26 protein-coding genes, 1 tRNA gene and 1 pseudogene are annotated in these 26,498 nt (G+C 25.3%); 12 read left to right on the forward strand and 16 right to left on the reverse strand.

Annotated features, from left to right (window positions below):
• Positions 1 to 14: 14 nt before the first annotated feature.
• The 6 genes from HF862_RS00165 to hemL all read right to left on the reverse strand — a co-directional run bounded on the left by HF862_RS00165 (position 15) and on the right by hemL (position 7,530).
• Positions 15 to 1,190, reverse strand: a complete 1,176-nt coding sequence (locus HF862_RS00165) for a M20/M25/M40 family metallo-hydrolase (protein WP_170185906.1) — start codon at positions 1,188 to 1,190, stop codon at positions 15 to 17.
• A gap of 19 nt (positions 1,191 to 1,209) precedes the next feature.
• Complete coding sequence (locus HF862_RS00170) at positions 1,210 to 2,181, reverse strand: methyltransferase domain-containing protein (RefSeq protein WP_170185907.1); 972 nt, start codon at positions 2,179 to 2,181, stop codon at positions 1,210 to 1,212.
• A gap of 209 nt (positions 2,182 to 2,390) precedes the next feature.
• Positions 2,391 to 3,692, reverse strand: a complete 1,302-nt coding sequence (gene aroA, locus HF862_RS00175; protein WP_170185908.1) for a 3-phosphoshikimate 1-carboxyvinyltransferase — start codon at positions 3,690 to 3,692, stop codon at positions 2,391 to 2,393.
• 10 nt (positions 3,693 to 3,702) lie between these two features.
• Entirely contained in the window at positions 3,703 to 4,761 is a 1,059-nt protein-coding gene (gene aroB / locus HF862_RS00180; protein ID WP_170185909.1) for a 3-dehydroquinate synthase, read from the reverse strand.
• Between the two features lie 14 nt (positions 4,762 to 4,775).
• Positions 4,776 to 6,179 carry a [FeFe] hydrogenase H-cluster radical SAM maturase HydG gene (gene hydG, locus HF862_RS00185; protein WP_170185910.1) on the reverse strand — a complete coding sequence of 468 codons (1,404 nt, stop codon included), beginning with the start codon at positions 6,177 to 6,179 and terminating at the stop codon, positions 4,776 to 4,778.
• A 52-nt stretch (positions 6,180 to 6,231) separates the two neighbouring features.
• The gene (hemL, locus tag HF862_RS00190; RefSeq protein WP_170185911.1) at positions 6,232 to 7,530 is read right to left on the reverse strand and encodes a glutamate-1-semialdehyde 2,1-aminomutase; all 1,299 of its coding nucleotides are present in this window, start codon (positions 7,528 to 7,530) and stop codon (positions 6,232 to 6,234) included.
• Positions 7,531 to 7,678: 148 nt separating this feature from the next.
• Here hemL and HF862_RS00195 point away from each other — a divergent pair, with 148 nt between their 5' ends.
• The 12 genes from HF862_RS00195 to HF862_RS00250 all read left to right on the forward strand — a co-directional run bounded on the left by HF862_RS00195 (position 7,679) and on the right by HF862_RS00250 (position 16,834).
• Entirely contained in the window at positions 7,679 to 8,089 is a 411-nt protein-coding gene (locus tag HF862_RS00195; RefSeq protein ID WP_170185912.1) for a thioesterase family protein, read from the forward strand.
• Between the two features lie 48 nt (positions 8,090 to 8,137).
• Positions 8,138 to 9,076, forward strand: coding sequence for a MoxR family ATPase (locus tag HF862_RS00200; RefSeq protein WP_240934726.1), 939 nt, complete (start codon positions 8,138 to 8,140; stop codon positions 9,074 to 9,076).
• Positions 9,077 to 9,088: 12 nt separating this feature from the next.
• Positions 9,089 to 9,898, forward strand: coding sequence for a DUF58 domain-containing protein (locus HF862_RS00205; RefSeq protein ID WP_170185913.1), 810 nt, complete (start codon positions 9,089 to 9,091; stop codon positions 9,896 to 9,898).
• Positions 9,895 to 10,548, forward strand: coding sequence for a hypothetical protein (locus HF862_RS00210; RefSeq protein WP_170185914.1), 654 nt, complete (start codon positions 9,895 to 9,897; stop codon positions 10,546 to 10,548). The genes HF862_RS00205 and HF862_RS00210 overlap by 4 nt, the downstream gene beginning before the upstream one ends.
• Entirely contained in the window at positions 10,541 to 11,497 is a 957-nt protein-coding gene (locus HF862_RS00215; protein ID WP_170185915.1) for a VWA domain-containing protein, read from the forward strand. Before HF862_RS00210 ends, HF862_RS00215 begins: the two co-directional genes overlap by 8 nt.
• 12 nt (positions 11,498 to 11,509) lie before the next feature.
• Positions 11,510 to 12,469, forward strand: a complete 960-nt coding sequence (locus tag HF862_RS00220; protein ID WP_170185916.1) for a VWA domain-containing protein — start codon at positions 11,510 to 11,512, stop codon at positions 12,467 to 12,469.
• Positions 12,459 to 13,424: a hypothetical protein gene (locus HF862_RS00225; protein ID WP_170185917.1), complete on the forward strand. Its 966-nt coding sequence runs from the start codon at positions 12,459 to 12,461 to the stop codon at positions 13,422 to 13,424. The genes HF862_RS00220 and HF862_RS00225 overlap by 11 nt, the downstream gene beginning before the upstream one ends.
• Entirely contained in the window at positions 13,402 to 15,039 is a 1,638-nt protein-coding gene (locus HF862_RS00230; protein WP_170185918.1) for a BatD family protein, read from the forward strand. The genes HF862_RS00225 and HF862_RS00230 overlap by 23 nt, the downstream gene beginning before the upstream one ends.
• 56 nt (positions 15,040 to 15,095) lie before the next feature.
• Positions 15,096 to 15,172, forward strand: a tRNA-Arg gene (locus HF862_RS00235).
• Between the two features lie 318 nt (positions 15,173 to 15,490).
• Complete coding sequence (locus HF862_RS00240; protein ID WP_170185919.1) at positions 15,491 to 15,790, forward strand: hypothetical protein; 300 nt, start codon at positions 15,491 to 15,493, stop codon at positions 15,788 to 15,790.
• Between the two features lie 440 nt (positions 15,791 to 16,230).
• The gene (locus HF862_RS10135) at positions 16,231 to 16,548 is read left to right on the forward strand and encodes a DNA topoisomerase (RefSeq protein WP_370456835.1); all 318 of its coding nucleotides are present in this window, start codon (positions 16,231 to 16,233) and stop codon (positions 16,546 to 16,548) included.
• Between the two features lie 10 nt (positions 16,549 to 16,558).
• Positions 16,559 to 16,834, forward strand: a complete 276-nt coding sequence (locus tag HF862_RS00250) for a hypothetical protein (RefSeq protein ID WP_170185920.1) — start codon at positions 16,559 to 16,561, stop codon at positions 16,832 to 16,834.
• 399 nt (positions 16,835 to 17,233) lie between these two features.
• On the opposite strand, the gene HF862_RS10140 is transcribed toward HF862_RS00250, so the two are convergent.
• The 10 genes and pseudogenes from HF862_RS10140 to malX all read right to left on the reverse strand — a co-directional run bounded on the left by HF862_RS10140 (position 17,234) and on the right by malX (position 26,491).
• Complete coding sequence (locus HF862_RS10140) at positions 17,234 to 17,707, reverse strand: GNAT family N-acetyltransferase (RefSeq protein WP_369694273.1); 474 nt, start codon at positions 17,705 to 17,707, stop codon at positions 17,234 to 17,236.
• Between the two features lie 51 nt (positions 17,708 to 17,758).
• Positions 17,759 to 18,154: pseudogene (locus HF862_RS10145) on the reverse strand (GNAT family N-acetyltransferase); the annotation flags it as partial.
• A 105-nt stretch (positions 18,155 to 18,259) separates the two neighbouring features.
• Positions 18,260 to 18,901, reverse strand: coding sequence for a pyroglutamyl-peptidase I (gene pcp / locus HF862_RS00260; RefSeq protein WP_170185922.1), 642 nt, complete (start codon positions 18,899 to 18,901; stop codon positions 18,260 to 18,262).
• A 22-nt stretch (positions 18,902 to 18,923) separates the two neighbouring features.
• The gene (locus HF862_RS00265) at positions 18,924 to 19,838 is read right to left on the reverse strand and encodes a DUF979 domain-containing protein (protein ID WP_027128997.1); all 915 of its coding nucleotides are present in this window, start codon (positions 19,836 to 19,838) and stop codon (positions 18,924 to 18,926) included.
• The gene (locus tag HF862_RS00270; protein ID WP_170185923.1) at positions 19,838 to 20,500 is read right to left on the reverse strand and encodes a DUF969 domain-containing protein; all 663 of its coding nucleotides are present in this window, start codon (positions 20,498 to 20,500) and stop codon (positions 19,838 to 19,840) included. Before HF862_RS00270 ends, HF862_RS00265 begins: the two co-directional genes overlap by 1 nt.
• Before the next feature lie 214 nt (positions 20,501 to 20,714).
• Complete coding sequence (gene pncA, locus HF862_RS00275; protein ID WP_170185924.1) at positions 20,715 to 21,338, reverse strand: bifunctional nicotinamidase/pyrazinamidase; 624 nt, start codon at positions 21,336 to 21,338, stop codon at positions 20,715 to 20,717.
• 68 nt (positions 21,339 to 21,406) lie between these two features.
• A complete protein-coding gene (mgtE, locus tag HF862_RS00280; RefSeq protein ID WP_170185925.1) occupies positions 21,407 to 22,759 on the reverse strand; it encodes a magnesium transporter in 1,353 nt (450 codons plus the stop codon).
• Positions 22,760 to 22,997: 238 nt separating this feature from the next.
• Positions 22,998 to 23,744 carry a GntR family transcriptional regulator gene (locus HF862_RS00285; RefSeq protein ID WP_170185926.1) on the reverse strand — a complete coding sequence of 249 codons (747 nt, stop codon included), beginning with the start codon at positions 23,742 to 23,744 and terminating at the stop codon, positions 22,998 to 23,000.
• Between the two features lie 31 nt (positions 23,745 to 23,775).
• The gene (locus HF862_RS00290) at positions 23,776 to 24,942 is read right to left on the reverse strand and encodes a MalY/PatB family protein (protein WP_170185927.1); all 1,167 of its coding nucleotides are present in this window, start codon (positions 24,940 to 24,942) and stop codon (positions 23,776 to 23,778) included.
• 13 nt (positions 24,943 to 24,955) lie between these two features.
• Entirely contained in the window at positions 24,956 to 26,491 is a 1,536-nt protein-coding gene (malX, locus tag HF862_RS00295) for a maltose/glucose-specific PTS transporter subunit IIBC (protein ID WP_170185928.1), read from the reverse strand.
• Positions 26,492 to 26,498: the final 7 nt, after the last annotated feature.

Raw genomic sequence — 26,498 nt, forward strand, 5'->3', positions numbered from 1 at the left:
TTTAAACCTCCTAATTAGAAACTTTCAGGTAAAGTTAAAATACTTTTTACAATTAATTTTGCTCTTTCAACTAAAGAACTTATTACAGCTCTTTCTCTTAAACTATGATTTTCATATCCTTTTACACCCATTCCACAAATTGTAGGAATTCCTAAAGCAACACTGTAGGCTGCATCAGAACCTCCACCTAAATAACAAGAATAAGGAGTTCCGAAGCCTAATTCTTCAGAGATATTTTTTACATGTTCAAATAATTTATGATTTTTTTCATTTTCTTCCATTGGGTCAGAAAGTGAAAGTTTTTCAAGAGTAGCTGTTGTCCCTGGAACAAAAGATGTTTCTGTCATTTCTTTTAAGAAAGTTTCTATTTTTTCTAAATCTTTTAATTTTCTAAATCTAACATTAACTGTTAAAGTACACATTTCAGGAATTGTATTTTGACTAGTTCCACCTTCTATAACTCCTACATTGTAGTGAATTCCGTTATAATCGTTTTCTTTTTCAATATTAATAATTTTATAAGCTCCTTCTCTTATAGCACTTATTCCTTTTTGTGGTTCATTTCCAGAGTGAGCAGCTTTTCCTTTTATTGTGATTTTATAGTTTGTTGTTCCTTTTCTTCCTACCACTATTCTTCCATCAACAAATCCTGTTTCACAGTCCATGGCAGCTTTAAATCCTTTTAATTCATCTAAAAAGAATTTTTTTCCTTCTCCATTACTAAATCTATGCCCTACTTCTTCATCTCCAGAAAAAGCAAGTTTTACAACTTTGTCATAACCTATATGATGTAGTGCTCTAGCTACAAGACTAGCCACTATAACTCCACCTTTACAATCTAAAACTCCTGGTCCATAGATTATTCCTTCTTTTTCATCTACTTTAACAATTTCTTCTCCAAATAATCCTTTTTTATGAACAGTGTCAAGATGTCCTAAAAGAGCCATTTCTAATTCAGTTGATTCTGTTGGATACCAAGCAGTTATACTATTTGCTCCTACTGAAAATTTGTGAATTTTAGTAGTCATTCCAAATTTTTTTAAATTTTCATCTAAGAAAGCTATAGCATTATTTACTCCTTCAATATCAGCAGATTGACTTTCTTTTTTACATAAATCAATCCATAATTGTTTCATTTCATTTTCTTTTTCGTTGATAAAATCAAAGGCTTTTTTTATATTATATTCCATAATACCCCTCCTAAACTTTTTATTTTATATTAATTATTTTAATTAGTAACATTTTTTGTTCAAAAGAAAGATTATTATTTTCAAAACTTAAATTCATTCCTAATTTTATATTATTAATAGCAAAACCTTTCATTATGTTATAAAGAATATTTTCATCATCAGAATAATTGGATAATGATATCCAATCTTTAAAATTACGTTTTTGTTTCCAAAGTTGTATTTCAGGATTAATAAAACTCTCATCTTTTAACATTTTTTTCAATGAATTTAATGTAAAAAATTTATTATGAGAAAAATCTCTTATTTTATTAAAACTATCTTGAAGTTTTGCTTCTTCTTCATTTTCATTTGCAATAATATCTATTATTATTAATTCCCCAAAATTTTTTAAAACTCTTTTTATTTCTTTCAAAACTACTACAGGATTATTAAAATGATGCATTGAAAGTCTAGTTACAATAGTATCAAAAGTATTATCTTCATATTTTAAATTGTGAGCATCTCCAACTAAATAATTTATATTACTTATTCCTTTTTTATTGCATGCTTTTTTTATTTTTTCAATCATAAGAGGACTTATATCTAAAGCATCCACTATTTCAGCATACTTAGAGAGTTCTAAAGCTATTACACCAACACCACAAGCCAAGTCTAAAACTCTTTTATTATTATATGGATAGCCACTATTAATAATTTTTTGAATTTCTGTTTTATTATTTATAAATTCAAATTTATTATAATCTTCTGCTTGTTTATTAAAGGATGATTTATTTTTTTCTAAGGAAGTTTCAACTTTTTCAATATTTATACCTAAAGCATCAAATATTTTCTTTTCTGAGTCAAAACTTATTTTTCTTCCATTTTCATAGCGATTTATAGTTTTAAAACTGACTCCTGATTTTTTTGCTAATTCAGTTTGAGTTAATTTTTGTTCCTTTCTAATTTTTTTTATTATTTTATAATAAACAGTCTCTTTAATAATTTCAATCATTTTTAACTCCTATATTTTATTAGTTATAATGTTAAATTAACATTATGATTTCTGTCAATAATATTTTTTAAAATAAGGTATTACAATATTTTATAACGATATAAATTAAATGTTGTCCTATAACTGTCCTAAAATTTTTTTGGAAAAATTATATAAAAAAAGAACCTTTTTATTGGAATTTATCCAAAAATGGTTCTTTTTTTATATTTTTATTTTAATCCTTCTATTTTTCCACCAAGATTTATAAAATCATTCCAAAAATTTGGATAAGATTTATCTACACAGTCAGCCCCAGATAAAATAAGTTTTTCTTTACATTTTATAGAAGCGATTCCTAAACTCATGGCTATTCTATGGTCATTCCAACACTCTACTTTACCACCACTTAAAAATTTTTTACCTTTTATAATAAGTCCATCAGAAAGTTCTATAACTTCTCCACCTATTTTATTTAATTCTGTAGCAATAGCATTTAGTCTATCACACTCTTTTATACGAAGTCTACTAGCATTTATTATTTTTGTTTCTCCCTCACTAAGAGCAGCTAAAACTGTAAGAATAGGAATAATATCAGGACAATCATTAGCATCAATAATTGTACCTTTTGTATGAGAATAACTAGAAATAATTTTGTCTTTTTCTATTTTTAAATTTACTCCCATTCTTTTTAAAATATCTAAAATCTTTTTATCTCCTTGAAGAGAATCTATATTTAAACCTTTAGAAATAATATTCTTATCTGTTAAAGCTCCAGCCACTAACCAAAAAGCTCCTTGAGAAAAATCTCCCTCAACATCAGAATTTATATTTTTATATTTTTGATTTCCCTTTATAATATATTTTTTATGATTATGATTTTCTATAGAAATTCCATATTTTTTTAATGTATCTAAAGTTAAATCCACATAACTTGCTGATTCTAATGATGAAGTAATCTCTATAATAGAATCATTTTCTAATAGAGGTAGAGCAAATAAAAGCCCTGAAACAAATTGAGAACTTATATTTCCTGGTAAAAAATATTTTCCACCTTTTAATTTTCCATTTATTTTTAATGGAAGATTTATTTTTTCATCATAAGCTATAAAATTTATATTATCCTGTTTAAAAATTTCAAAATATGGGTCTAAAGGTCTTTCTTTTAATTTTCCCTCTCCATTAAAAATAATTTCTTCCTCAGATAAAGCTCCTAAAGGAATTAGAAATCTTAGAGTTGAGCCTGACTCATTACAATAAATATTTTTATTTTGAAGTTTAATTTTTCCATTTACTCCCTCTATAAGAAAAGCTTTTCTATCTTTTATTTTTGAGGGAATCTCTTTTATACTAGCTCCCAAATTTTTAAGTCCATTACAAGTAGCCTCAATATCTTTTGACATACTTATATTATCAACTATACTTTCTCCTAATCCTAAGCAAGCACAAATAATTTCTCTATGTCCTATACTTTTAGAAGAGGGAATAATAATTTCTCCACTTAAAGAGTTAGGAGTTATAATTATATCTTTCATAAACTCTCCATTAAATATATTTTTCTATATCTTTAAAATCTATTTTCATTATTTTTCCATTTCCTATTTCAGAAAGGACAATAAGATTTATAGATTTTCCAAAATTTTTTTTATCTCTACCAATTGTATCTAAAGTTTTTTCTCTATTAATTTCACAATCTGTAGGTAATGAAAATTTTTCTAAAACTTTTTTTATCTTTTCAAAAGTTCCTTTTTGTGTAATTCCTAATTCTTCCATAATTTTAGTAATTTTACACATACCAATAGACACAGCTTCTCCATGAGTAAAAGTTTCAAAGTTATAGTTTTTTTCTATTGCATGACCTATTGTATGTCCAAAGTTAAGAATCATTCTTTCTCCTCTGTCAAATTCATCATTTTCCACGACTTTTTTCTTAACCATACAACAAGCTTCAATTATATTTTGAGATTTTTCTAAAACTTCTTTTTCATCTTTCATATTTTCAAAAAGTGAAAATAAATTTTTATCTCTAATACAACTACATTTTATAGCTTCTCCTAAACCATCACGGAAATATTTTATTGGTAATGTTTTTAAAAGTTCTGTATCTATATATACAGCTTTTGGTTGATAAAAACTTCCAACCAGATTTTTTCCCTCTTCTAAGTCTACAGCCACTTTTCCACCAATACTACTATCTATTTGTGCAAGTAAAGATGTTGGAACTTGTATAAAATCAATTCCTCTTAAAAATGTAGCAGCTACAAAACCTCCTAAATCTCCTACAACTCCACCACCTAAGGTTATTATTAAATCTCCTCTAGTGATTTTTTTATCTACAAGTTTTTTATAAATTTCACTTGCCATATTGAGATTTTTACTTTTTTCTCCAGGGGGAATAATAAAATAACTAACTAAAAAATTTTCTTTTTCCAAAACTTTTACTAATCTTTCAAGATAGAAAGAGGCTACATTTTCATCTGTTATTACAAAAATTTTATTATATGAAAAATTTTCTTTTATTTTTTTCCCTATTCTATTTAAAAGATTTTTATCTATTTCTATCTTATATGATTTTATTCCTAAATTTATATCTATAGTTTTCATAAATACCTCTTTAATTAAACTGATATATCTCTAGCTCCATTTTCTATATCTTTTAAGTAACCTTTTATTTTTTCTTTGAATTTTTCATCTTTAACTTTTTCAAGTTCTTTTAAAATAGTTTCATCTCCGATTTTTCTTAAATTTTCATCAGCATAATCTAATAAAAATTCTTTTAAAGTCATCATTGCATTAGCTTCACACATAACATTAATTTTTCCACTTTTAGCAATTTCCATAAATCTATCACCTGTTCTACCAGAACGGTAACAAGCTGTACAATAACTTGGAATATATCCACTTTTCATTAAACTTTCTAACATTTCCATTGGAGACCTATGGTCACCAACTTCAAATTGGGCTGTATTTTCATTGCTTTCTGAATATCCTCCAACACCTGTACAAGAACCAGCACTTACTTGTGAAATTCCTAATTCAATAACACTATCTCTAAATTTACTTTCTTCTCTTGTAGATAATATCATTCCTGTATAAGGAACTGCCAATCTTAAAACAGCCACAATCTTTTTAAATTCATAATCATTTACAAGATATGGATATTCTTTTAAAGTAACATTACTTGCTTCTCTAAGTCTTGGAACAGAAATTGTATGAGGTCCAACTCCTGTAACTCTTTCTAATTCATTTGCATACATAATCATAGCTACAGTTTCATATTTGTGGTCATAAAGTCCATAAAGAACTCCAATTCCTACATCATCTATTCCAGCTTCTCTAGCCCTAAACATAGCTGTAGTGTGATAATAATAATTTTTCTTTGGTCCACTTAAATGCATTTTATCATAAGTTTTTTCATGGAAAGATTCTTGGAAAAGAGTATAAGTTCCAATTTCTGCTGCTTTTAATTTTTTATAATTTTCTATAGTTGTTGCCGCAATATTTATATTTATTCTTCTTATATTTCCATTTTCAAATTTTATAGAATAAATATCTTTTATACAATCTAAAATATAATCTATTGAACAATTAATAGGGTCTTCTCCTGCTTCTAAAACTATTCTTTTATGTCCTAATTTTTCTAAAGCTTTTACTTCTTCTACTAACTCTTCTCTAGTAAGTTTTTTTCTTGTTAAATCGTTATTACAATGTTGGTATCCACAATATTTACAGTTATTTACACAATAGTTACTAACATAAAGAGGAGCAAACATAACTATTCTTTTTCCATAAATTCTTTCTTTAACCTCTTTAGCTATTTTAAACATTTTATTTAAAAGTTCTTCGTTAGCTACTGATAGTAATATGGCAGCTTCTTCTGGAGTAATTCCCTCACATAATCTAGCTTTCTCTAAAATTCTATCTATTTCCTCTTCACTATTAGATTTTAATTTTGCATTTTCTAAAATTTTATTAATGCTTTCCTCATTTAAAAAACTTATATCATATTTTTTTTCTATCATTTTTTTTTCCTTCCTGTAACCCTATTCTTGTATTAAAAATTTTTATTAAAAATTATTTTTTACTAATTTTTTCAAAAGCTTTTCTAGCAACTTTTAAAGTTTTATCTATATCTTCATCACTTAAAGCTAAAGAAATAAAATGTGCTTCAAATTGAGATGGAGGGATAACAATTCCATTGTCTAACATCTCATTAAAGTATATAGCAAAATTTTCTGTATTTGATGAAAGAGCATCTTCTAAATTATTAACCTCTTTTCTATCAGTGAAAAATATTGTATAAAGAGAACCTAATCTATTAATACAAACAGGCACATTATATTCCATAGCAATTTTTTCTAATTCAGTTGTAATATATTTTGTTTTTTCTTCTAAAGTTTTATAAATAGTTTCTCTGTTTTCATATAAATATCCTATTGTTTCAAGTCCAGCTCTTACAGATATAGGATTTCCTGATAAAGTTCCAGCATGATAAACTCTACCAATAGGAGCAACTAAATCCATTATCTCTTTTTTTCCACCAAAAGCTCCTACAGGGTATCCACCACCAATTATTTTTCCAAGAGTTGTCATATCAGGAGTTATTCCAAAATATTCTTGAGCTCCTCCAAGTGATAATCTAAATCCAGAAATAACTTCATCAAAAATTAAAACTGTCTTAGTTTTTGTACAAATCTCTCTTACAAATTTTAAAAATTCTACATCAGGAGTTATTACTCCCATATTAGCTGGAACAGGCTCCATTATTAAACAAGCCACATCTTCCTTTTCTAATATTTCTTGAATTTTTTCTCTATTACCAAATGGAACTGTCAAAGTATCTTGTAGAACTCCAGCAGTAATTCCATTACTATCTTGATAACCATCTGTTAAAAGTCCAGAACCAGATTTTACTAAAAGAGCATCAGAATGTCCATGATAACAACCTTCAAATTTTAAAATTTTATTTCTCATTGTATAAGCTCTGGCAAGTCTAACAGCTGACATTGTAGCTTCTGTTCCAGAAGTTGTAAGTCTAACTTTTTCTATTGATGGGCAAGATTTTGTTATTAATTTTGCAAGTTCTACTTCTAATTTTGTAGGTAATCCATAAGAACTTCCATTTTCAATCTCATCTCTCACTCCTTCAATAACTCTTTCAAAATTATGTCCAAGTATCATTGGTCCCCAAGAACAAATATAATCTATATACTCATTTCCATCTTCGTCCCAAAGTTTTGAACCTTTAGCTTTTTTTACAAAGATAGGAGCCTCTCTATTTACAGATTTAAAAGCCCTAACAGGACTGTTAACTCCCCCAGGAATAAATTTTATTGCTTCATCATATATATTTTTAGAATTTTGATAACTCATTTTTATATCTCCTTTCATACTGTACAAAGATATTATATCACAATTGAATTAATTATTTGTATATTTCTAAATTTTTTATATTTTTATTTAACAATTTTTAGTTTTTTATCAGTCTAAAAAATCGAATTAAATTTTATGGAGGTATATTATGTTTTCAATAGATTATAAAGTTATTGTATCTGATATAAATTATGGAGGTCATATGGGAAATGAGAGAGCTTTAATTATTTTCCAACAGGCTAGAATGGAATTTTTAAATTCTTTAGGATATGATGAAATAAACATTGGAGAGGAAAAGGGAATTATTCAATTAGAATCTCATGTATATTATCTAAAAGAGGTAAAACTTGGAGAGAATTTAAAATGTTTTATAAAAGATATAGATTGTACTAGAGCTTCTTTTGATACTTTTTATGAAGTTGTAAATGAAAAAAATGAAGTTGTTTTAAAAGGTTCTACTAAAAATATGGCCTTTGATTATAATAAACAAAAACCTGGAAGAATGCCAAAAGAATTTGTAGAAGTATTAGATACTTACAAAAAATCATTGACTTTATAGTGCCATATGAGAGGTATAGAATTTTTTAAAAACGAGAGGTGAATTAACTTGGAAACTAACGCTATTATTTCAATTTTAAAATCAGAAATTAGAAAAAAAGTTATTGGACAAGAAAATATGATAGATAAAATTCTTATTGGAATTTTAACAGAAAGTCATATTTTATTAGAGGGATTTCCCGGTCTTGCTAAATCTCTAACAGTAAATACTATTGCTGAAACTTTAGGACTGAAATTTTCTAGAATACAATTTACACCAGATTTATTACCAAGTGACATAATTGGTACTGAAATTTATAATGAAAAAACAGGAGAATTTTATACTAAAAAAGGACCTCTTTTTGCAAATATTGTATTAGCTGATGAAATAAATAGAGCTCCAGCTAAAGTACAAGCTGCACTTTTAGAGGCAATGCAAGAAAAACAAGTAACTATTGCCAATGAAACTTTTTTACTTGAAAAACCTTTTATAGTTCTTGCTACTCAAAATCCAATAGAACAAAATGGAACTTATCCATTACCAGAGGCTCAACAAGATAGATTTTTAATGAAAGTAAAAGTTGAATACCCTACAAAAGCTGAAGAGATGGAATTTTTAAATCTTATCACTGGTGAAAATGATTTTGATGAGATTGAAATTAAAAAAATTCTTGATAAAGATGGTCTAACTTCTTTAAAAAATCAAGTTAAAAAAGTTTATATTGATGATAAATTAAAAGAGTATATTTTAAATATTGTATTTAAAACAAGAGAAAAATCTCAATTTATATCTTGTGGAGCTTCTCCAAGAGCAAGTATAGCTTTAGTAAAAGCTTCAAAAGCTAATGCTTTCTTAGAGGGAAGAAATTTTGTAATGCCAGAAGATATTAAAAAAGTTATATATGATGTTTTACGCCACAGAATAATTTTATCTTATGAAGCACTTGCTTCTGAAAAAAATATTGATGAAATAATTATGGAAATTATAGAATCTGTAGAATTACCATAGAAAGAGGTAATTATGACAAAAGAAGAGTTATTGAAAAAAATTAAAAAAATAGATTTGAATATATCTTCAAAGGCTGATGAATTTTTTGTAGGAAATTATCGTTCTATATTTAAAGGAAATGGAATGGAATTTTCTGATATAAGAAAATATGAAATTGGTGATGATGTTAAAAGAATTGATTGGAAAACAAGTGCTAGACAGAGAAAAACATATATAAAAGAATATGAGGAAGAGAGAGAACTTTCCATATTTCTTTTGGTGGATATATCTCTTTCAAATAATTTTAAAATGAAAGAGGATTTAATTACACAAATTGCTGGAAGTATAGGTTATAGTGCTACAAAAAATAGTGATAATGTAAGTTTAATATTATTTACTGATAAAATAGAAAAATTTATTCCTCCACAAAAAGGGAAAAATCACTCTCTTAGAATTATAGAAGCTTTATTAGATACTAAACCTTTAGGAAAAGGTACAGATATAAGAAATGCTTTAAATTTCTTTAATAAAATACAAAAAAGACATTCTGTTGTATTTTTAATATCTGATTTTTTAGATAGTGGCTATGAAGAAACTTTAAAGCTTATACAACAAAAACATACAGTTATTCCTATAAGGATAATTGATAGAAAATTCCAATCTCTTCCAAAGGGATTTTTATTTAATTTACTAGATTCTGAAAGTGGAGAAACTGTTGTTGTAGGAAATTTAAAAGAGGATATAAATTTTCAAGAAGAAAAAATCCCAAATGTGTTAGATATTTATACTGATGAAGATTATGTAAAATCTCTTATGAAATTTTTTAGAAGGAGGAGCTTATGAGTGATATTTATATAGGTGATAAAGTCAATCTAAATATACAGGGCACTTCCAAAGAAAATATAATTTCATCTTTTAAAGATTATCATATTGACGGGGTTGATAAAGATAATACAATAACTTTCAGAAGTTTTAAAGTTGGAGATAATATAATTGATATTGGAAATAATCAAATAAATTTAAAAGTTGCTTCATCAATTACAAAAGAAGATAAAAATATCTATATGAATTTAACAGATGAAAGTAATAAAATTGTAAATTCTGGAGATTTTCCTTTTATAACTCTTTTGGGAGTTATAATGTTTCTTACAAGTATAAGTTATTTTATTATAAATTTTAGTAAAAAGAAAAAAATTGAAAAGATTATTCCTATTGATGAAAAATGTAAAAATATTTTAGAAAATCTTTCTGATGAAAATTTTCATTTTGAAATCAGTATAGCCTTAAGAGAATATATAGATTATATATGTAAAAGTAATTTTTTAGCAGGGGTCTATAAAGAAAATTCTCTAATCACAAAAGATGATATTGAATTTTTGAAAACTCTTGATTATTATAAATTCTCTCAAAATAAAATAGAGGATAAAAATAGTTATAAGATAAAAGCATTAAAAATTTTTAATAAGTTAAAAGGAGGGGAAAATAATGTTTAAATTTCAAGACCCTTATTTCTTCCTCCTTATCCCTATAATATTATTTTTATTTTTTAAGAAAGAGAGAAAAAAATCTATAACTGTTCCTAGTATTTCAAAAATAAAAAATTATTCATTAAAAAGTAAAAAATATTTTATAGGAAAATATTTGATTTTAATCTCAGCTATTCTTATGACAATAGGACTTGCAAGACCTCAAAGGGTAACTGACCATAAAATAAAAAAGGATGGAATAGATATTGTAATTGCTCTTGATTTATCTAGGTCTATGTTGCAAGAAGATTTTTCACCAAATAGACTTGAAAAGTCAAAGGAACTTTTATCAAAATTTATAGGTAAAAGAACAAATGATAGAATAGGACTTATTATTTTTGGTGGAGATGCCTATACAAAAATTCCTCTTACTTTTGATAATTCAATGGTAAGAGAAACTGTTGAAAAAATAAAAGTTAGTGATATTACAAGTAACAATCAAACAGCCATTGGAATGGGAATTGGTGTATCTTTAAATAGACTTAAAGATTCTACTTCAAAATCAAAAGTTGTAATTCTTATGACTGATGGAGAAAATAACTCTGGGGAGTTATCTCCTATTGAAGCTACAAAACTTGCAAAAAAACTTGGAATAAAAATATATACTATTGGTATAGGAGCTTACGAAAGGGAAGTTCCTTGGTTTGGTGGAATGACAAAAGTTAGAAATAGAGAGCTTGATGAAAATCTTTTGAAAACTATAGCTAAAGAAACTGGCGGAGAATATTTTAGAGCTAGTGATGAAAAATCTTTTAATGAAATTTTTGAAAAAATAAACTCTTTAGAAAAAACAGAACTTGAAAAAGATGAGTTTTTCCAAAAAGAAGAGTTATATATGGGATTTGTAAAAGCAAGTTTACTATTTTTAATTATTGGAATTTTCTTTGAATTTTTATTATTTATAAGATTACCATAGGGGAAGGATATAATGAAATTTGGAAATTTAGAAAATTTAATTTATTTTATTTTTCCCATTTTTATGATGGTTATCTTAATAATGGGATTGAAAAAGAAAAATAGAGGTTTAAAACTTTTAAATCTCTCAAATAATAAAAAAATTTCTCATTTAAAAATATTTTTTATAAGTATTGGGACCGTTCTTGTTTGTATCTCCCTACTTTCTCCTGAAAAATTTTTAGAAGAGCAAAATGTAGAGAGAAAAGGAAACAGTATCTATGTACTTATTGATACTTCTCGCTCTATGCTTACAAAAGATGTTTATCCAAATAGAATTGAGGGAGCTAAAAGAGTTACCAAGGAGATTATAAAAAATCTTAAAGGGGATAAAATAGGAATTATTCCTTTTTCTGATAGTGCTTATATTCAAATGCCTCTAACTGATGATTATACAATAGCAGAAAATTATATAAATGTTATTGATACAAATCTTATTACAGGTGGAGGGACAAATATTTATGAGGGACTTGTTATAGCTAATAATTCTTTTAATGAGATAGAAAGTGATAATAAAATTGTTCTTGTAATTTCTGATGGTGGAGACTATGATAAAAAAGTTTTAGATTTTATAAAAGATAATAAAATTGTAGTTTATACTGTTGGAATTGGAACTTCTAAAGGAGCAGTTATTCCTGATAATCAAACTACTGGTTTTATAAAAGATGAAAAAGGGAATGTGGTTGTAAGTCAATTAAATTCTGATTTTTTAAAAGAGATGTCTAATAATTCTAAAGGAAAATATTATGAGGTAAACAATCTTCAAAATAATACTTTAGAGTTTTTAACAGAGATAAATTCTTTAGAAAAGAATAATATAAAAAATGAAAAATTAGCAATTTATAAAAAATATTATCAAATTTTCTTGGGATTTGGATTGATTTTTATTTTATTAGGTTATTTTCTAAAAGGAAGGGTAAAATATGAAGAATAAAAAATATTTATTTATATCAATTTTTATAACCTCTCTCCTTTTTATAATATTTTCATATAAAGATATGATGATTTATTATTATGTAAAAATGGGAAATAAAAATTACTATTCTAAAAATTATGATAAGGCTAGAGAGTATTACGAAAAAGCTCTTAATATAAAAGATGATTATGGGATAAGAATAAACCTTATAATTAATGATTATGAAGCTAAAGAGTATGAAAAAGTTTTAAAAAATCCTGTAAACGCTGGATTTCTAAAAGGAAATTCAATAGTAAAGCTTTCTGAAAATAAACAAAAGAATAATTCTAATGAAACTTTAAAAGAAAATCAAAAAGATAATTTAGAAAAATCTTTAGAGTATTATAAATCAGCTATGCTTGAAAATGGAGATATGAATATTAAGAAAAATTATGAAATAGTTCTAAAAAAATTAGAAAATAATAACCAAAATCAAAATAATCAAGATAAAAATAAGGATAAACAAGATAAACAAAATAATAAACAAGATGATAAGAATAAAAAAGATAATCAACAACAAAATAATCAGGATAAAAACAATCAAAATAATAATCAGCAAAATCAATCTAATAATAATGACAAACAAAATCAGAATAATAACCAAGATAAACAAGAGCAAGATAAAAATAATAATCAACAAAATCAAGAGAATAATCAGCAACAAGATAAAAATCAAAATAATGATAATCAACAAAATAATCAAAATAGTCAAAATTCTCAAAATCAAGATAAACAAAATGATAATCAAAATAATAAACAACAGCAAAATACAACTAATTCACAAGCACAATTTTCTACAGATATAGAAAAAGCAAGAGATAAAAAAGAATTAGAAATGGTATTAAAGAAATTAGAGGGAAATGAAAAACAATCTTTTAAAAATAATGAAAGACTAATAGGAGTTGGTAAAAATGATACTAAAAATAGATGGTAAATTTTTTAAAATGTTTTCATTTTTTTTCTTATTGACAATTATAAATATTATAACTTTTGGAGCTACACTTACAGTGGACAATCCAAATGCTAGAGTTGGAGTTCCTATAAAAATAACAGTAGAATTTACAGATGAAAAAAAAGATGATTATAAAATAGAGGGAATTGAAAATTTCCAAAGTATGGGAAAAAGCAGTCGTAGTCAATCTAGTTGGATAAATGGAAAATCTAGTAAATCTTATTCAGAAATTTATACTGTATTACCTTTAAATGAGGGAGTTTTTGATTTAATTCTTAATGTAAATGGTAAAAAAGTATCTGATAAAGTTACTATTAATGTTTCTAAAAATAATAAAATAAATACAGAAAATAGTTATGTTACTACAGATAATTCTCAATATAAAAGAGAATATTATATGGGAGAAAAAATTCCTTATTTTGAAAAATTAATTGTTAGAACTTCATTAAATAATTATGGATATACAGGACAACCTGTATTTACAGATTTTAATTTTAAAGATTTAACACCTAGAAATAATCAAGGAAGTCCAATAGTAAAAAGAATAAATACTCCTTCTGGAGAAGCTTTAGAAGTCCTTATTAAAGAGGGAGTTTTAGAAGCAAACTTTTCAGGAGAAAAAAATATTGTTTCAGGTCTTATCTCTTATACAGAAGCAAAAGAGAGTGATTTTTTTAATATTTCTACATCTGAACCAAAATATGTTGGAGGAAAAGATATATCTATAAAAATTATTCCTTTACCAGAAGAGGGGAAACCCAATAATTTTCAAAATATTGTTGGAAGTAGTTTAAAAGGTGAAGTTAATTGGGATAATAAAGCTTCTATTGATGTGGGACAATCTTTTGTGTTAAAACTAAGACTTTATGGAGATGTAAACTTAGAGTTTTTAAATACTATCCCATTTGATAATCAAGATTTTAATATTTATCAATCTATTACAAATTATAGTGAAAAAATTATAAATGGAAAATATGAAGCTAATAAAGATTTTGAAATAGCTTTTATTCCTAGAAAAAATGGAAAACTTAAAACACCAGATATAAAACTTTCATATTTTGATGTAAATGAGAAAAAATATAAAGATTTAGTTATAGAGGGAAAAAATATTGAAGTTATTGGAGAAACTATTCCTACTACTACTCCAAAATCTCCAATAGTTAATAACAATACAAGTAATCCTAATTCTACAACTGTAGAAAAAAATATAATAGAAATTAAAACTCTACCTACAAATGATACAAAAGTCAATAACAATCTATTAATTATCATTGGAATTTTAGGAGTTATAGTTATTGTTGAGGGTGGAATAATTGTAAAACTTTTATATGATAAAAAAAGAAAAACTAAAAATTATAAAGGTTTCTTTAAAAATATGAAAAATTCTAAAGATGATAAAGAATTTTATGAAAATTATTGTATTTATATGAAAGAAAAATATAATTTTAGTCCTAAAGCACATTTTGAAGATATACTTTTAAAGAATGGAGCTAACGAAAAAATTTTAGAGATAAATAGATATATTAGCCAAGCATTATTTAAAAATGAAAAATTAGATTTCAAAAAAATTATAGATATTTTAAGAAAAAATAGTTAATAGATATTTTTATCTATTGTATTAATATTTAAAATATGTTAAAATTTATAAGGTTAGCTTCTATAGCTCAATTGGATAGAGCATCTGACTTCGGATCAGAGGGTTGAGGGTTCGAACCCTTCTAGGAGCGCCATTATATTTGTTAGTTTTATGGTTATTTTTGGTTAGTACCAATATATCATTAAATTTTTTAAGAATGGTCATAGATAATTAATTTGTGATTTATATACTTCTGTTAATTTATCTATTCTTACTCAAATTAAACTTGATTTTTCTTGTATATTAATATCTATTGACTTTATTAAATTATTTTATTTCCCTAGAGTCTATTTTATTTTCTTCAATGGTTTTAGTTAAAAATGACAATTAAATATTGTCTTATACCATTTCCATTGAAAAATATAAAAGATTGTAATATAATTAATTAAATGTTGAGTAATGAGGGGAAGAAATGAAATTTATAGAAGATAAGAAACTAAGAGAGGAAATGTTCTTTAAACTTTGGAACGAGGAAATAAAAATTAATACAAATCATTATGAACTTGTTTTTGGAAATGATATTTTTATAAAAAATGGAATTACAAGAGAAGAACTTAAAGAAATTTTTGATTTTTGTGATAGGTATCATACTCTTTTTAAGTATGTTTATAAAAAAAGTGATAAAGAAGCAAATGAAAAACAAATTAATTATATTTTAGAAAGTTTAAAAGAAAATCAAGTATTTTTAATTAAACATCTTTTTGATTATTAATTATATTAAAAAATAAAGAGGACAGATTTTTTTATCTGTCTTTTAAAATTTTTAATCATTTTTTTCTATATTTTTTTTATCAGGTTGTATTAAAGATAATTCAGCTCTTTTTCTTATAAAACTTTCTGCTTTTTCTAATATTTTATCAAATAAACTATCAATAGTAAAAAATTGACAACAAACAAAAAAAATATGTATAATATGTATTATACACATTAAAGAATTAACAGAAAATAATGATAATATAAAAAATATGATATTAAAAAATATCATTGTTCAAATGATTCACATATAGATTAAGAATTAGAAATAATCGAGCTTTATTTGAAGTTCATAAAGATAAAATTATAGTTATAGTTTTAGATATTGGAAGTCGTGGAGATATTTATAAATAAAAGTTTAAAATAGCAACTTTTAAAAGGAGATTAATTTACCCTATTATTTTTAAAATTTATGAAAGAGAAAAAGAGAGTGAAAATTTTAAAAAAGAAAAATATTATCAATTAGAAACTGATATTTCGGATTCAAAATGTAATTCAATTTCTTTTCCTTATAAGAAAAAATTTAAAAAGGAAGATTTAAATTCTCCTCAAGCAAAAAATATTTTATCTTTAAAATCAATTAAACTTAAAAAAATTGATGAAAATACATGTATAAAAAAACCACCTAAATTATTTAATCTTAGTGATTTAAAAAAGTTTTATCTAAGAAATTTAGTTTTTAATGGCAAATATTCTAATTTAATTAAAGAAAAATAGGGGGGTATTTATGAATCCTAAGATACATATGATATTTTTTTTAATTTTTGATATTATTATATTTACAATTCTTTTTATTATATGGAAAACAAAAAAAAATAAATATGAAAAGATGAGAGTGTATTATTTTAGAGAAATAGAAAAACTTTTAAAAGACAATGAAAATAAAGATAAAATTTTAAATGAAATTTCTAGGAAAGATTTAGAATTTTTAAAAAACTATTATTTTTCATTAATAAGTGGAAAAGATATTATTTCTCATCAAAATTTTAGGTATAGATATTGACATTTAAAAAAAATAGAGTATACTATTATTAGTAAAATAAAGACTAGGAATCCGAACCTAAGTTCAAAAATGAGGACAGATAAGATTTTAGGAATCCGAACCTAAGTTCAAAAATGAGGACAGATAAGATTTTAGGAATCCGAACCTAAGTTCAAAAATGAGGATAGTAAAACAAGAAACCCTATGAATGTAGGGAGAAAAAAAGCCTATAATGGCTTTTTTTTATATACTAGAAAAAGGAGAATAATTTTAGAAAGTTTAAAAGAAAATGAAGTATTTTTAATTAAACATCTTTTTGATTATTAATTATATTAAAAAATAAAGAGGACAGAGTTTTTATCTGTCCTTTTTTATAAATTTATATTGGACTCACATTTTTATATAAAAAATAAAAACAACCTAAAATTCCAATATCATTATATACTCTTCATCAGTTTCAGTTATAACTTTAAATCCTACTTTTTTGTATAATCTTACTGCATAATTTTCTTTTTGGACAGAAAGAGAAACTTTCTTATAATTATTTTCTTTCAAAAATTCTATCATATTTTTTAGAAGAGAGGTACCAATTCCCCTTTTTTGATATTCTTTGTCAACAGACATAGCAAGAGATGGAGTTTTATCATCTACATGACCATAATCATTCATTATTCTTGTCCAAATAATACCAACTATTTTATTATTTAATTCAGCTACTAAGGCTATATCATCTTTAAATTTTCCAAAATCTTTAATATATATTTGTAGTTCAGGTAATTTAGTTATTTCTTTTGGAGGAGGAATCATATTTTTAGGAATATAAATAGCTTTATATAAAAAATCATCAAGTAAAAAATATTCACTCTCTCTTATATTTCTTATTTTGTAATTTATTTTATTTTTTAAAGTAAAAATTTGTACAGGATAGTTAAATTCTTCTGTTAATTCTCCCTCAATAAATCCTAATTTTTTATAAAATAATCTTGCAGCGATTCCCTCAGAAACTCCCTCTCTATAAGTTGAAACCTTTATCTCATCATCTAAATTAAAATTTTCTAACATCTTATTTAACATTGCTTCACCTAAATGTTGTCTACGATAATTTTTATCAACAGCTAAAAAACACAATATTTTTTCCTTCTTAGAAAATAATAAAACTCCAACTATAGTATTATTTTCTTTTACACAGATAGCTTCTTTATTTTTTATAAATTTTTCAACTGTTTTTTTATGTTCTTCTAAATCTGCTTCAGTTTCTAGTCCAGGAAAGTTATTTTTTACTTTTTTTACCAAATCCATCCAATTATTAATATCTTCTAATTTTCCATATTTAATTTCCATGTAACTTCCCCTCCTTTTTTAGCATTATATCACATTTTTTCAAAAAATAAAAAAGAGCTATTATAAATTTTTTATTATAAAATATAATAGCTCTTTTTATTTTAATTAGAATTCTTTTCCACCAGAAACTTTTATATCTGTTTCATTATTTTTTATTGCTTTTATAGAAGACTCTAAACCTTTTGTAATAGTTTTTAAATCCATATATGGAGTATTTTTCTTATCTAAAACTTGTTCTGTAATATAAGGTACATGGATAAATCCACCTCTTATATTAAGATTATTTTTATTAATGTAGTAAAGTAAAGAATACATAATATGATTACATACATAAGTTCCAGCAGTATTTGATACAGCAGCAGGAATTCCAGATTTTTTTATCTCTTCAACCATAGCTTTAATTGGTAAACTTGAGAAATAAGCATTTTCTCCATCTTCAAAAACTTTTACATCAACAGGTTGATATCCTTCATTATCAGGAATTCTTCCATCATCTAAATTGATAGCAACTCTCTCAACACTAAGTTCATATCTTCCACCAGCTTGTCCTACACAAATAACTACATCTGGTTTTACAAAATCGATATTTTCAAATAATTTTTTAGCTGATTTTTTAAATACTGTAGGAATTTGTAATTTTACTATTTCTACTCCATCAATATTATCTGGTAATCCTTTTACAGCTTCCCAAGCTGGATTTATTTTTTCTCCTCCAAAAGGGTCAAACCCTGTTATTAATAATTTCATTTTAATTCCTCCTTATATTGTGTTAAAAAGCTAATAAATACATTAAAATTATATGGATAATAAGTAAAGCTATTGCTATAGGAGCTTGTGATAATATTATACCATTTTTATTTTCCATTTCCAAAATAGAAGCTGGAACTATATTGAAGTTTGCCGCCATTGGAGTAAGAAGTGTACCACAATATCCAGCTGTTAGACCTAAAGCTCCTACTATTGCTGGATTTCCTCCAATATTTATTACAAATGGAACTCCGATTCCAGCTGTAATTACAGCAAAGGCAGCGAAAGCATTTCCCATTATCATTGTAAATACTGCCATAGCTACACAATATCCTATTACTCCAAAAATTTTACTTCCATCTGGAATGATTCCTCCCATTATTCCAGCTACAACTTCTCCAACTCCAGCTTTAGCAAATAAAGCTCCTAAGGCTCCTAAAAGTTGTGGTAAAATTACACTTGGACCCATTTGTTGTAACATTCTTGAAGAATCATAAGGAATATTTTTTATATTTTCTTTTGTTACCAACATAGTTAAAAGTAAAGAAACTAAAGCTCCTATTCCCAACCCAATAAGTCCACCTAATTTTGTAAATTGGGCTATTGAAAAGGCAACAACTCCAATAGAAAGTGCTGGAATAAATATTTTATTTCCTATTTTTTCCTCTTGTGCTTCTCTATATTTATCATCACTGTTTTTTAAACTTCCAAGTTTTACATTTTTAGTAGCTGTTAAAATTCCCATTATTAAAAGTAAAACTCCAACAATTACAGGATTTATATATGGACCAGCCATAAAAATAAATCCAAATATTATCCAGAAACAAGCTGTTCCTAATTTTTTAGAATTTTCCTTATCAAATAAAGCATATACTCCACAAACTATTAAAATTATTCCACAGATTATATACATTATCTCAAGAAGTGTGTTAATCATTAAATATCACCTCTTTTTATTTTTTTATCAAACATATAATTTTTTATTCCAGCCAAAATAATGGCTATAATAGCCATAGGAATACTTGCTTTGGCTATATCATAAGCTTCTACTCCTTGTATTCCTGCCTCTTGTAAAGTTCCAAGAATTAATAAAACTCCAGAAGAAGCTACGAAAACATTTTGTCCATAAAAATTCCCATAGTTTTCCATACTATTAGCTAGTCCTTTTAATTCTTCATCTAATTCTTTTGTTATTTTTTTCTCTTTTTCAGCTGCTCCTTTGGCCATAGGATATACAAGTGGTCTAATAAATTGTACATGTCCTCCTAGTCTTAAAGACATTGCACTTGCTATTGTCCTAATAATTACATAAAGAGTTAATACTTTTCCACAAGTAGCTCCTTGAAGAGAAGATATACATTTAGCTGCTCTTTCTCTTAAACCATTTCTTTCTAATATACCTACAGTAGCTAGAGTTAATAACAATAATGTCATATATCTAGTAGCAACAAAGGCACTTCCCAGTACGCCTAAAATTTCTGTAAGATTCATAGAAGATACAAGTCCAGTAGCAAGACCAGCTATTAGAACTACTGCAATAGTATCTAATTTTAATGTAAATCCTACTAAAATTAATAAAACACCTATTAATTTTATCATTTTTGTTTCCTCCTCCTATTTATATTTTTAATACACACAATGTATATTATACAATAAAATTTATAATTAGTAAATTATTATTTATAAAATAAAAGAAAAAATAATAAATTGTCTTTAAAATTTAATAATATTGTATTAAATTTTTAATAGAATTGATATAAAAAAAGAACTATTACAAATTATTTGTAATAGTTCTTATAAAAATTTATATTTTTTATAAAATTTCAGAGCTATTAATAATAATAGCTCCTTTTTTCTTCATTTCATTAATAGCTTCTAATGAAGAATTAGGAGTTAAATTTACTCCTCTACAACCATCTTCAACTAGATATACTTTATAACCTAACTGAAGGGCATCTAATACTGTAAATTTTACGCAGAAATCTGTAGCTAATCCCATAATATATAGAGTGTCTACATTATTTTTCTTTAAAATAGAGTCTAGTTCAGTTTTATTTAATTTTCCATTATCGAAAAATCCACTGTAAGAATCAATTTCTTTATCTGTTCCTTTAAAAATAATTTTATCTATATATTTAGAATTTAAGTCAGGATGAAATTCACTACCCTTTGTATTTTCAACACAATGGTTTGGCCACCAAACTTGAGGTAAACCATTTAATATTCCAATCTCTCCAATTTTTCCATCAGAATTACTAGCAAAACTTTTATGAGTTATTGGATGCCAATCTTTAGTTGCTAGTATCATATTATTAGAATTTTTAAATTTTTCCATAAGAAGATTTCCAATAATTATAACTTTATCTCCATCTTTAACTTCTAGAGCACCATTTTTACAAAAATCATTTTGTAAGTCTATTAATAACAAAGCTTTCATTATCATCACCTAAAATATTTTATAAAATCTCAAGGGAATTATAGCATATCTAGTATAATTATTCAATGTTATATATTTAAAACATCTTTGTAAAGTAACATAGCCATATAGAAATATATTACTAGAGCCAAAGCATCTACTATTGTTGTAACTAATGGTCCAGCCATTATAGCTGGGTCAAGTTTTAATTTTTTAGCTCCAATTGGAAGTAATCCACCAACTAGTTTTGCTATTATAACCACAACTCCCAATGTTAGAGAAACTAAAAGGGAAATTTTTAAATCATTTTTTAAAATAAGTTTCATACGTAAAAAATTAACAAGTCCTAAACCTATACCAACAATCATACTAACTCTTAACTCTTTCCATAAAACTTTTAGGCAATCACTATCTTTTATCTCTCCTAAAGCCATTCCTCTGATAACAAGTGTAGAAGATTGAGAACCAGCATTTCCACCTGTATCCATAAGCATTGGAATAGCTGCAGCAAGGACTACCATTTGTTCAATAATATTTTCATATTTACTTATAATTGTACCTGTAAAAGTAGCAGAAACCATTAAAACTAAAAGCCAAGTTAGACGATTTTTAGCTAGTTGAAATACAGATGAATCTAAATACTCCTCTTTACTTGGAGCCATAGCAGCCATTTTTTGGAAGTCTTCTGTATTTTCTTCTTCAATAGCATCCACAACATCATCTATTGTGATAATTCCAACTAATATATTTTCTTTGTCAATAACAGGTAATACTGTTAAATCATATTTTTTAAATAAATCTATTGCTTCTTCTTGATTTGTAGAAGTTGTAACATATAAAATATTTTTATTCATGACATTTTCTATTAAATCATTATCATTTGAAATTAATAAATTTTTTAAAGAAATTTCACCAATAAGTTTTTTGTTTTCTGTTACATAAGCAACATCTATAGTCTCTAATTCTTCAACTTTTTTTCTTATAAATAAAAGACTATCTTTTACAGTCCAGTTACTTTTTAGAGAAAGATATTCTATTGTCATTAAACTTCCAGCAGAATCTTCCTCATAAGATAAAAATTGATTTATCAAAGAACGATTTTCATTTTTATAGTTTTCTAAAACTCTTTTTACAACATTTGAAGGCATCTCTTCAATAAAATCTATCATATCATCAAAGTAAAGTTCTTCTAAAAGTCCTTGTAACTTTTCGTCATTGATAGAGCTTATTAGTTTCATTTGCATATCAGGGTCTAATTCAGCAAATACTTCAGCTGCCTTTTCTTTATTTAGAAGCCTAAATAAAATTATTAAATCTTTTTCATTTTCTTCATTATTTTCAAAAAATTCAATAATTTTTACAGGAGTTTCAGAGTTTAAAACTCCTTGTAATCCTTTTAAATCTTTTTTTTCAAGAAGTTCTCTTACTATTTTTTCAAACATTTTTCCTCCTTTTACAGAGGAAAAAACATTATCCCTCTGTAATTCATATTAAATTTTTAATTGTTATTTTACATTGGGGATAAGTATCCATAATTTTCTCCTTATTCTTAAATTTATATTCAACTTAAATATTATAACATTTTTTATATTAAAAGTAAATATTTTTATTTTTTGAGAATTTATTTTAATAAAAAGTGTAATATTAATAAAAAACTCGAGAGAAATCTCGAGTTTTTTATTATTCTTCTATTTTATTTTTTAAAGTTATATTATAAGTAAATTTATCAGCACGATAAAATCCTAAATTATATTCTATAAGAATATTATCTAGTGTATAAACTTTTCTTTTTCTACAAAGAATAGGAATATTTTTATCAACAATACATAATTTTTTAGATATATCTCCATCAGGCATAGTAGCACTTATTTCTTCATAAGAAAATTCAGGAATAATATTGTGTTTTTTTTCTAAATACTCATATAATTTTTCAAAATTGCCATTCATAAAATCTTTATCTTCTTCTAAAAGAAAAATAGGATTAAAATAACTTATAAAATATACATCAGGATTTTTAAATCCTTTAGCTCGAATAAGTTTTACTACTTTTTGGTCACTTAAAAAAAGATTCTGTACTTCTTCTGGAGCTTCACAATATTCTACTATTGAATATTTATAAAAAAGATTTTGATTTTTTTTACTCATTTCGTCTGTAAAACTATGCCATTCTGAAAGGGTAGTATTTATCTTTTCTGGTTTTTGATTGAGCCTTGTTCCTTTTCCTCTAATTCTTTCAATAAGTCCTTGAATTTCTAAATTTTTCATAGCTTTTCTTAAAGTATCTCTACTAACTGATAACATGTTCATAAGCTCATATTCATTAGGTAAAAAATTATTAGAATATTCTTTACTAAATAACATTTCTTTTAAAATTTCTTCTACTTGTATATATAAAGGAATAGGAGATGATTTATCCACTTTATTCATAATTTCTCCTTAAAAATATTTTCAATAGATATTATACATTATTTTTTAAAATATCTAAAGCTTTTTTTATCCCTTTTACAGCAAGTATCAATTTTTCTTTTGGACATCCAACATTTAGTCTCATTCTGGTAGAATCTCCATAAACTTCACCAAACATAATTCCTACCTTACATTCTTTTATTAAAGTTTCTTTTAATAATTGAGGTTTTATGTTAGTTTCCTTAAAATCAATCCACATTAAATAAGTTGCTTCAGGTATATAAACTTTTAATTTTCTATAGTTATCTAATTCAGTTTTTACATATTCACAATTAGTTAAAATATACTTATTTAATTCATCTACCCAATAATCACATTGATTATAAGCTATAATAGTAGAAATAATACTTAAAATACTAGCTGAAGAAACAGAATCAATTTCTTTTGTATAAAAAAGGAATTTCTTTCTTAATTCTTCATTAGGAATAATACCATATGAACCACCAAGAGCAGGAGTATTAAAAGTCTTAGTAGGAGAACTAAAAATAATACAATTTTCAATATCTAACTTTAAAACAGGGGTATATTTTTTTCTAAGTATATCCATATGAATATCATCAGAAATTAATAAAACTTTATATTTTTTGCAAAGAGAAATTAATTTTTTTAATTCTTCTTCTGACCAGACTTTTCCTGTGGGATTTTCAGGATTACAAAGTAAAAATACTTTTACTCCTTCTTTAAAACCATTTTCAATTTTTTCAAAATCAGTTATAAAAACTCCTTTTTCAATTTCTTTTAATTGAATATCATAGACTTCATAAATTGATAATAGTTTTGAAAAACCATCATATCTAGGAGTATGAGTCATAATTTTTTTATTATTTTTATTTAAATAAAATCTTAAAATTAATGAAATACTATATAAAACAGATGGAGAATAAACTATCCACTCTTCCTCTATGTTAGTATTGTGTCTTTTTAAAAACCAATTTTTAATAGCTCCTTTATATTCATGATGATTCCACCTAGAATAACCATATATTTTATGATTTATTCTTTTTAAAAGTCCTTCATATATTTCTTTAGGTACTTCAAAATCAGTATCAGAAATAGAAAATGGTGTAATATCACCATTTCCTTTTCCAAATCTATCTTCTATATAATCCCATTGAGTACAAAAAGTTCCATGTCTATCAATAATTTTATTAAAATCCATAACTAACTCCTAATTATAAAAGTTTTTCAATTTGTTTTCTCATTACTTGAACTTTAGGTCCTATTATAACTTGAATATTTGTGTTACTTAATTTAACAACATCAATAGCTCCAGCTTTTTTAATTTTATTTACATCAATTATAGTAGCATCATTTAAAGTAAGTCTCAATCTAGTTATACAGTTATCAATATTGACTAAATTATCTTTTCCTCCTAAACCTTCTAACATTAATTTAGCAGTATAATTATTTAATTCACCAGATTCTAATATTTCTTTAGATTCCTCTGAAGAATCTCTACCTGGAGTTTGAATATTGTGTTTTTCAATATACCATTTAAATACGAAATAATAAGCGAAAAACCAAACTATACCAACAGGAATTACAAGATACCATTTAGTCCAAGTTCCTTGAAGTACTCCAAAAACAAAGAAATCTATAAGATTTCCATCTGTATTTCCTATTTTCACTCCAAGAATAGCCATAACAGAAAATCCTAAACCATACATTATAGCATGGAAAAGATATAAGATAGGAGCTATAAATAGGAATAAGAATAATATAGGTTCTGTAATTCCACCAATAGCAGAAGCAATAACAGCTGATATTAAAAGACCTTTTATTTTTTTTCTATTTTCTAAGAAAGAAGTTTTATATATAGTAAAAGCAACTCCAGCTAATCCAAATATAAGAGAAGGCATTTTTCCTTGAGATAAGAATTTAGTAGCTTCTGTACTTACAAATTCATGTCCTTGAGCAAATTGATTATAAAATATATTTAATGCTCCAAAAATTTGTTCTCCAGCTTGGTTTATATAACTACCTCCAGCTTCAGTAAATCTTATTAAAGCGACTAAGATATGATGTAATCCAAATGGTAATAATAAAACTTCTCCAGCTCCAAATAAGAAAGGACCAAAGTTACCAGATTTTTGAATAACATATCCAACTTTACTTATTCCAGATGCAAAGTAAGGCCAAATAAATGGAACTACTAAACCAACCAATGATAGAATAACAGCTGAAGCAATAGCAACAAATCTAGTTCCCCCAAAGAAAGAGAAAGCTTCAGAAAGTTCTATATCCTTAAATTTTTCATGAACAAAGAACACAATGATACCACAAATTAAACCTCCTAAAACTCCAGTATCAATACTTTGGATTCCTAGAATTGTTTTAGTATCCACAACATCTAATAAACCTCTTGAAGAAAGATGGAAGTTAATACCAAGTTGCATAGCAATATAACCAACAACTCCTCCAAAAGCAGCGATTTCTTTATTTTCTCTAGCAAGACCTAAAGGAATAGCTACAGCAAATAATAATGGTAAATATGAGAATACTACTAAACTTACTTGAATCATAAAATTAAAAGTAAGTTGTAAAATTTTATTTCCTAAAAATGGAAATGATTGAACAGTTGTAGGACCTGTAAATCCAGCTCCGATTCCTAATAAAATACCCATAGCTGCTAGTAGAGCCACTGGTAACATAAATGTTTTTCCTAAACTTTGGAAAAATTCCCATGCACTAATTTTGTTATTTTTCATAAATCTT

Source organism: Fusobacterium sp. FSA-380-WT-3A (assembly GCF_012843705.1).
Classification (GTDB): Bacteria; Fusobacteriota; Fusobacteriia; order Fusobacteriales; family Fusobacteriaceae; genus Fusobacterium_B.

Coding starts and splice junctions, on each gene's coding strand:
- hydG (WP_170185910.1), bottom strand. CDS start 6,179: ATGATAGAAAAAAAATATGATATAAGTTTTTTAAATGAGGAAAGCATT.
- HF862_RS00205 (WP_170185913.1), top strand. CDS start 9,089: ATGACAAAAGAAGAGTTATTGAAAAAAATTAAAAAAATAGATTTGAAT.
- HF862_RS00195 (WP_170185912.1), top strand. CDS start 7,679: ATGTTTTCAATAGATTATAAAGTTATTGTATCTGATATAAATTATGGA.
- HF862_RS00285 (WP_170185926.1), bottom strand. CDS start 23,744: ATGAATAAAGTGGATAAATCATCTCCTATTCCTTTATATATACAAGTA.
- aroA (WP_170185908.1), bottom strand. CDS start 3,692: ATGAAAGATATAATTATAACTCCTAACTCTTTAAGTGGAGAAATTATT.
- HF862_RS00215 (WP_170185915.1), top strand. CDS start 10,541: ATGTTTAAATTTCAAGACCCTTATTTCTTCCTCCTTATCCCTATAATA.
- malX (WP_170185928.1), bottom strand. CDS start 26,491: ATGAAAAATAACAAAATTAGTGCATGGGAATTTTTCCAAAGTTTAGGA.
- pncA (WP_170185924.1), bottom strand. CDS start 21,338: ATGAAAGCTTTGTTATTAATAGACTTACAAAATGATTTTTGTAAAAAT.
- HF862_RS00230 (WP_170185918.1), top strand. CDS start 13,402: ATGATACTAAAAATAGATGGTAAATTTTTTAAAATGTTTTCATTTTTT.
- HF862_RS00270 (WP_170185923.1), bottom strand. CDS start 20,500: ATGATAAAATTAATAGGTGTTTTATTAATTTTAGTAGGATTTACATTA.
- HF862_RS00290 (WP_170185927.1), bottom strand. CDS start 24,942: ATGGATTTTAATAAAATTATTGATAGACATGGAACTTTTTGTACTCAA.
- HF862_RS00165 (WP_170185906.1), bottom strand. CDS start 1,190: ATGGAATATAATATAAAAAAAGCCTTTGATTTTATCAACGAAAAAGAA.
- HF862_RS00250 (WP_170185920.1), top strand. CDS start 16,559: ATGAATCCTAAGATACATATGATATTTTTTTTAATTTTTGATATTATT.
- HF862_RS00170 (WP_170185907.1), bottom strand. CDS start 2,181: ATGATTGAAATTATTAAAGAGACTGTTTATTATAAAATAATAAAAAAA.
- aroB (WP_170185909.1), bottom strand. CDS start 4,761: ATGAAAACTATAGATATAAATTTAGGAATAAAATCATATAAGATAGAA.
- HF862_RS00220 (WP_170185916.1), top strand. CDS start 11,510: ATGAAATTTGGAAATTTAGAAAATTTAATTTATTTTATTTTTCCCATT.
- mgtE (WP_170185925.1), bottom strand. CDS start 22,759: ATGTTTGAAAAAATAGTAAGAGAACTTCTTGAAAAAAAAGATTTAAAA.
- HF862_RS00265 (WP_027128997.1), bottom strand. CDS start 19,838: ATGATTAACACACTTCTTGAGATAATGTATATAATCTGTGGAATAATT.
- HF862_RS00240 (WP_170185919.1), top strand. CDS start 15,491: ATGAAATTTATAGAAGATAAGAAACTAAGAGAGGAAATGTTCTTTAAA.
- HF862_RS00210 (WP_170185914.1), top strand. CDS start 9,895: ATGAGTGATATTTATATAGGTGATAAAGTCAATCTAAATATACAGGGC.
- HF862_RS00225 (WP_170185917.1), top strand. CDS start 12,459: ATGAAGAATAAAAAATATTTATTTATATCAATTTTTATAACCTCTCTC.
- pcp (WP_170185922.1), bottom strand. CDS start 18,901: ATGAAATTATTAATAACAGGGTTTGACCCTTTTGGAGGAGAAAAAATA.
- hemL (WP_170185911.1), bottom strand. CDS start 7,530: ATGAGTTATCAAAATTCTAAAAATATATATGATGAAGCAATAAAATTT.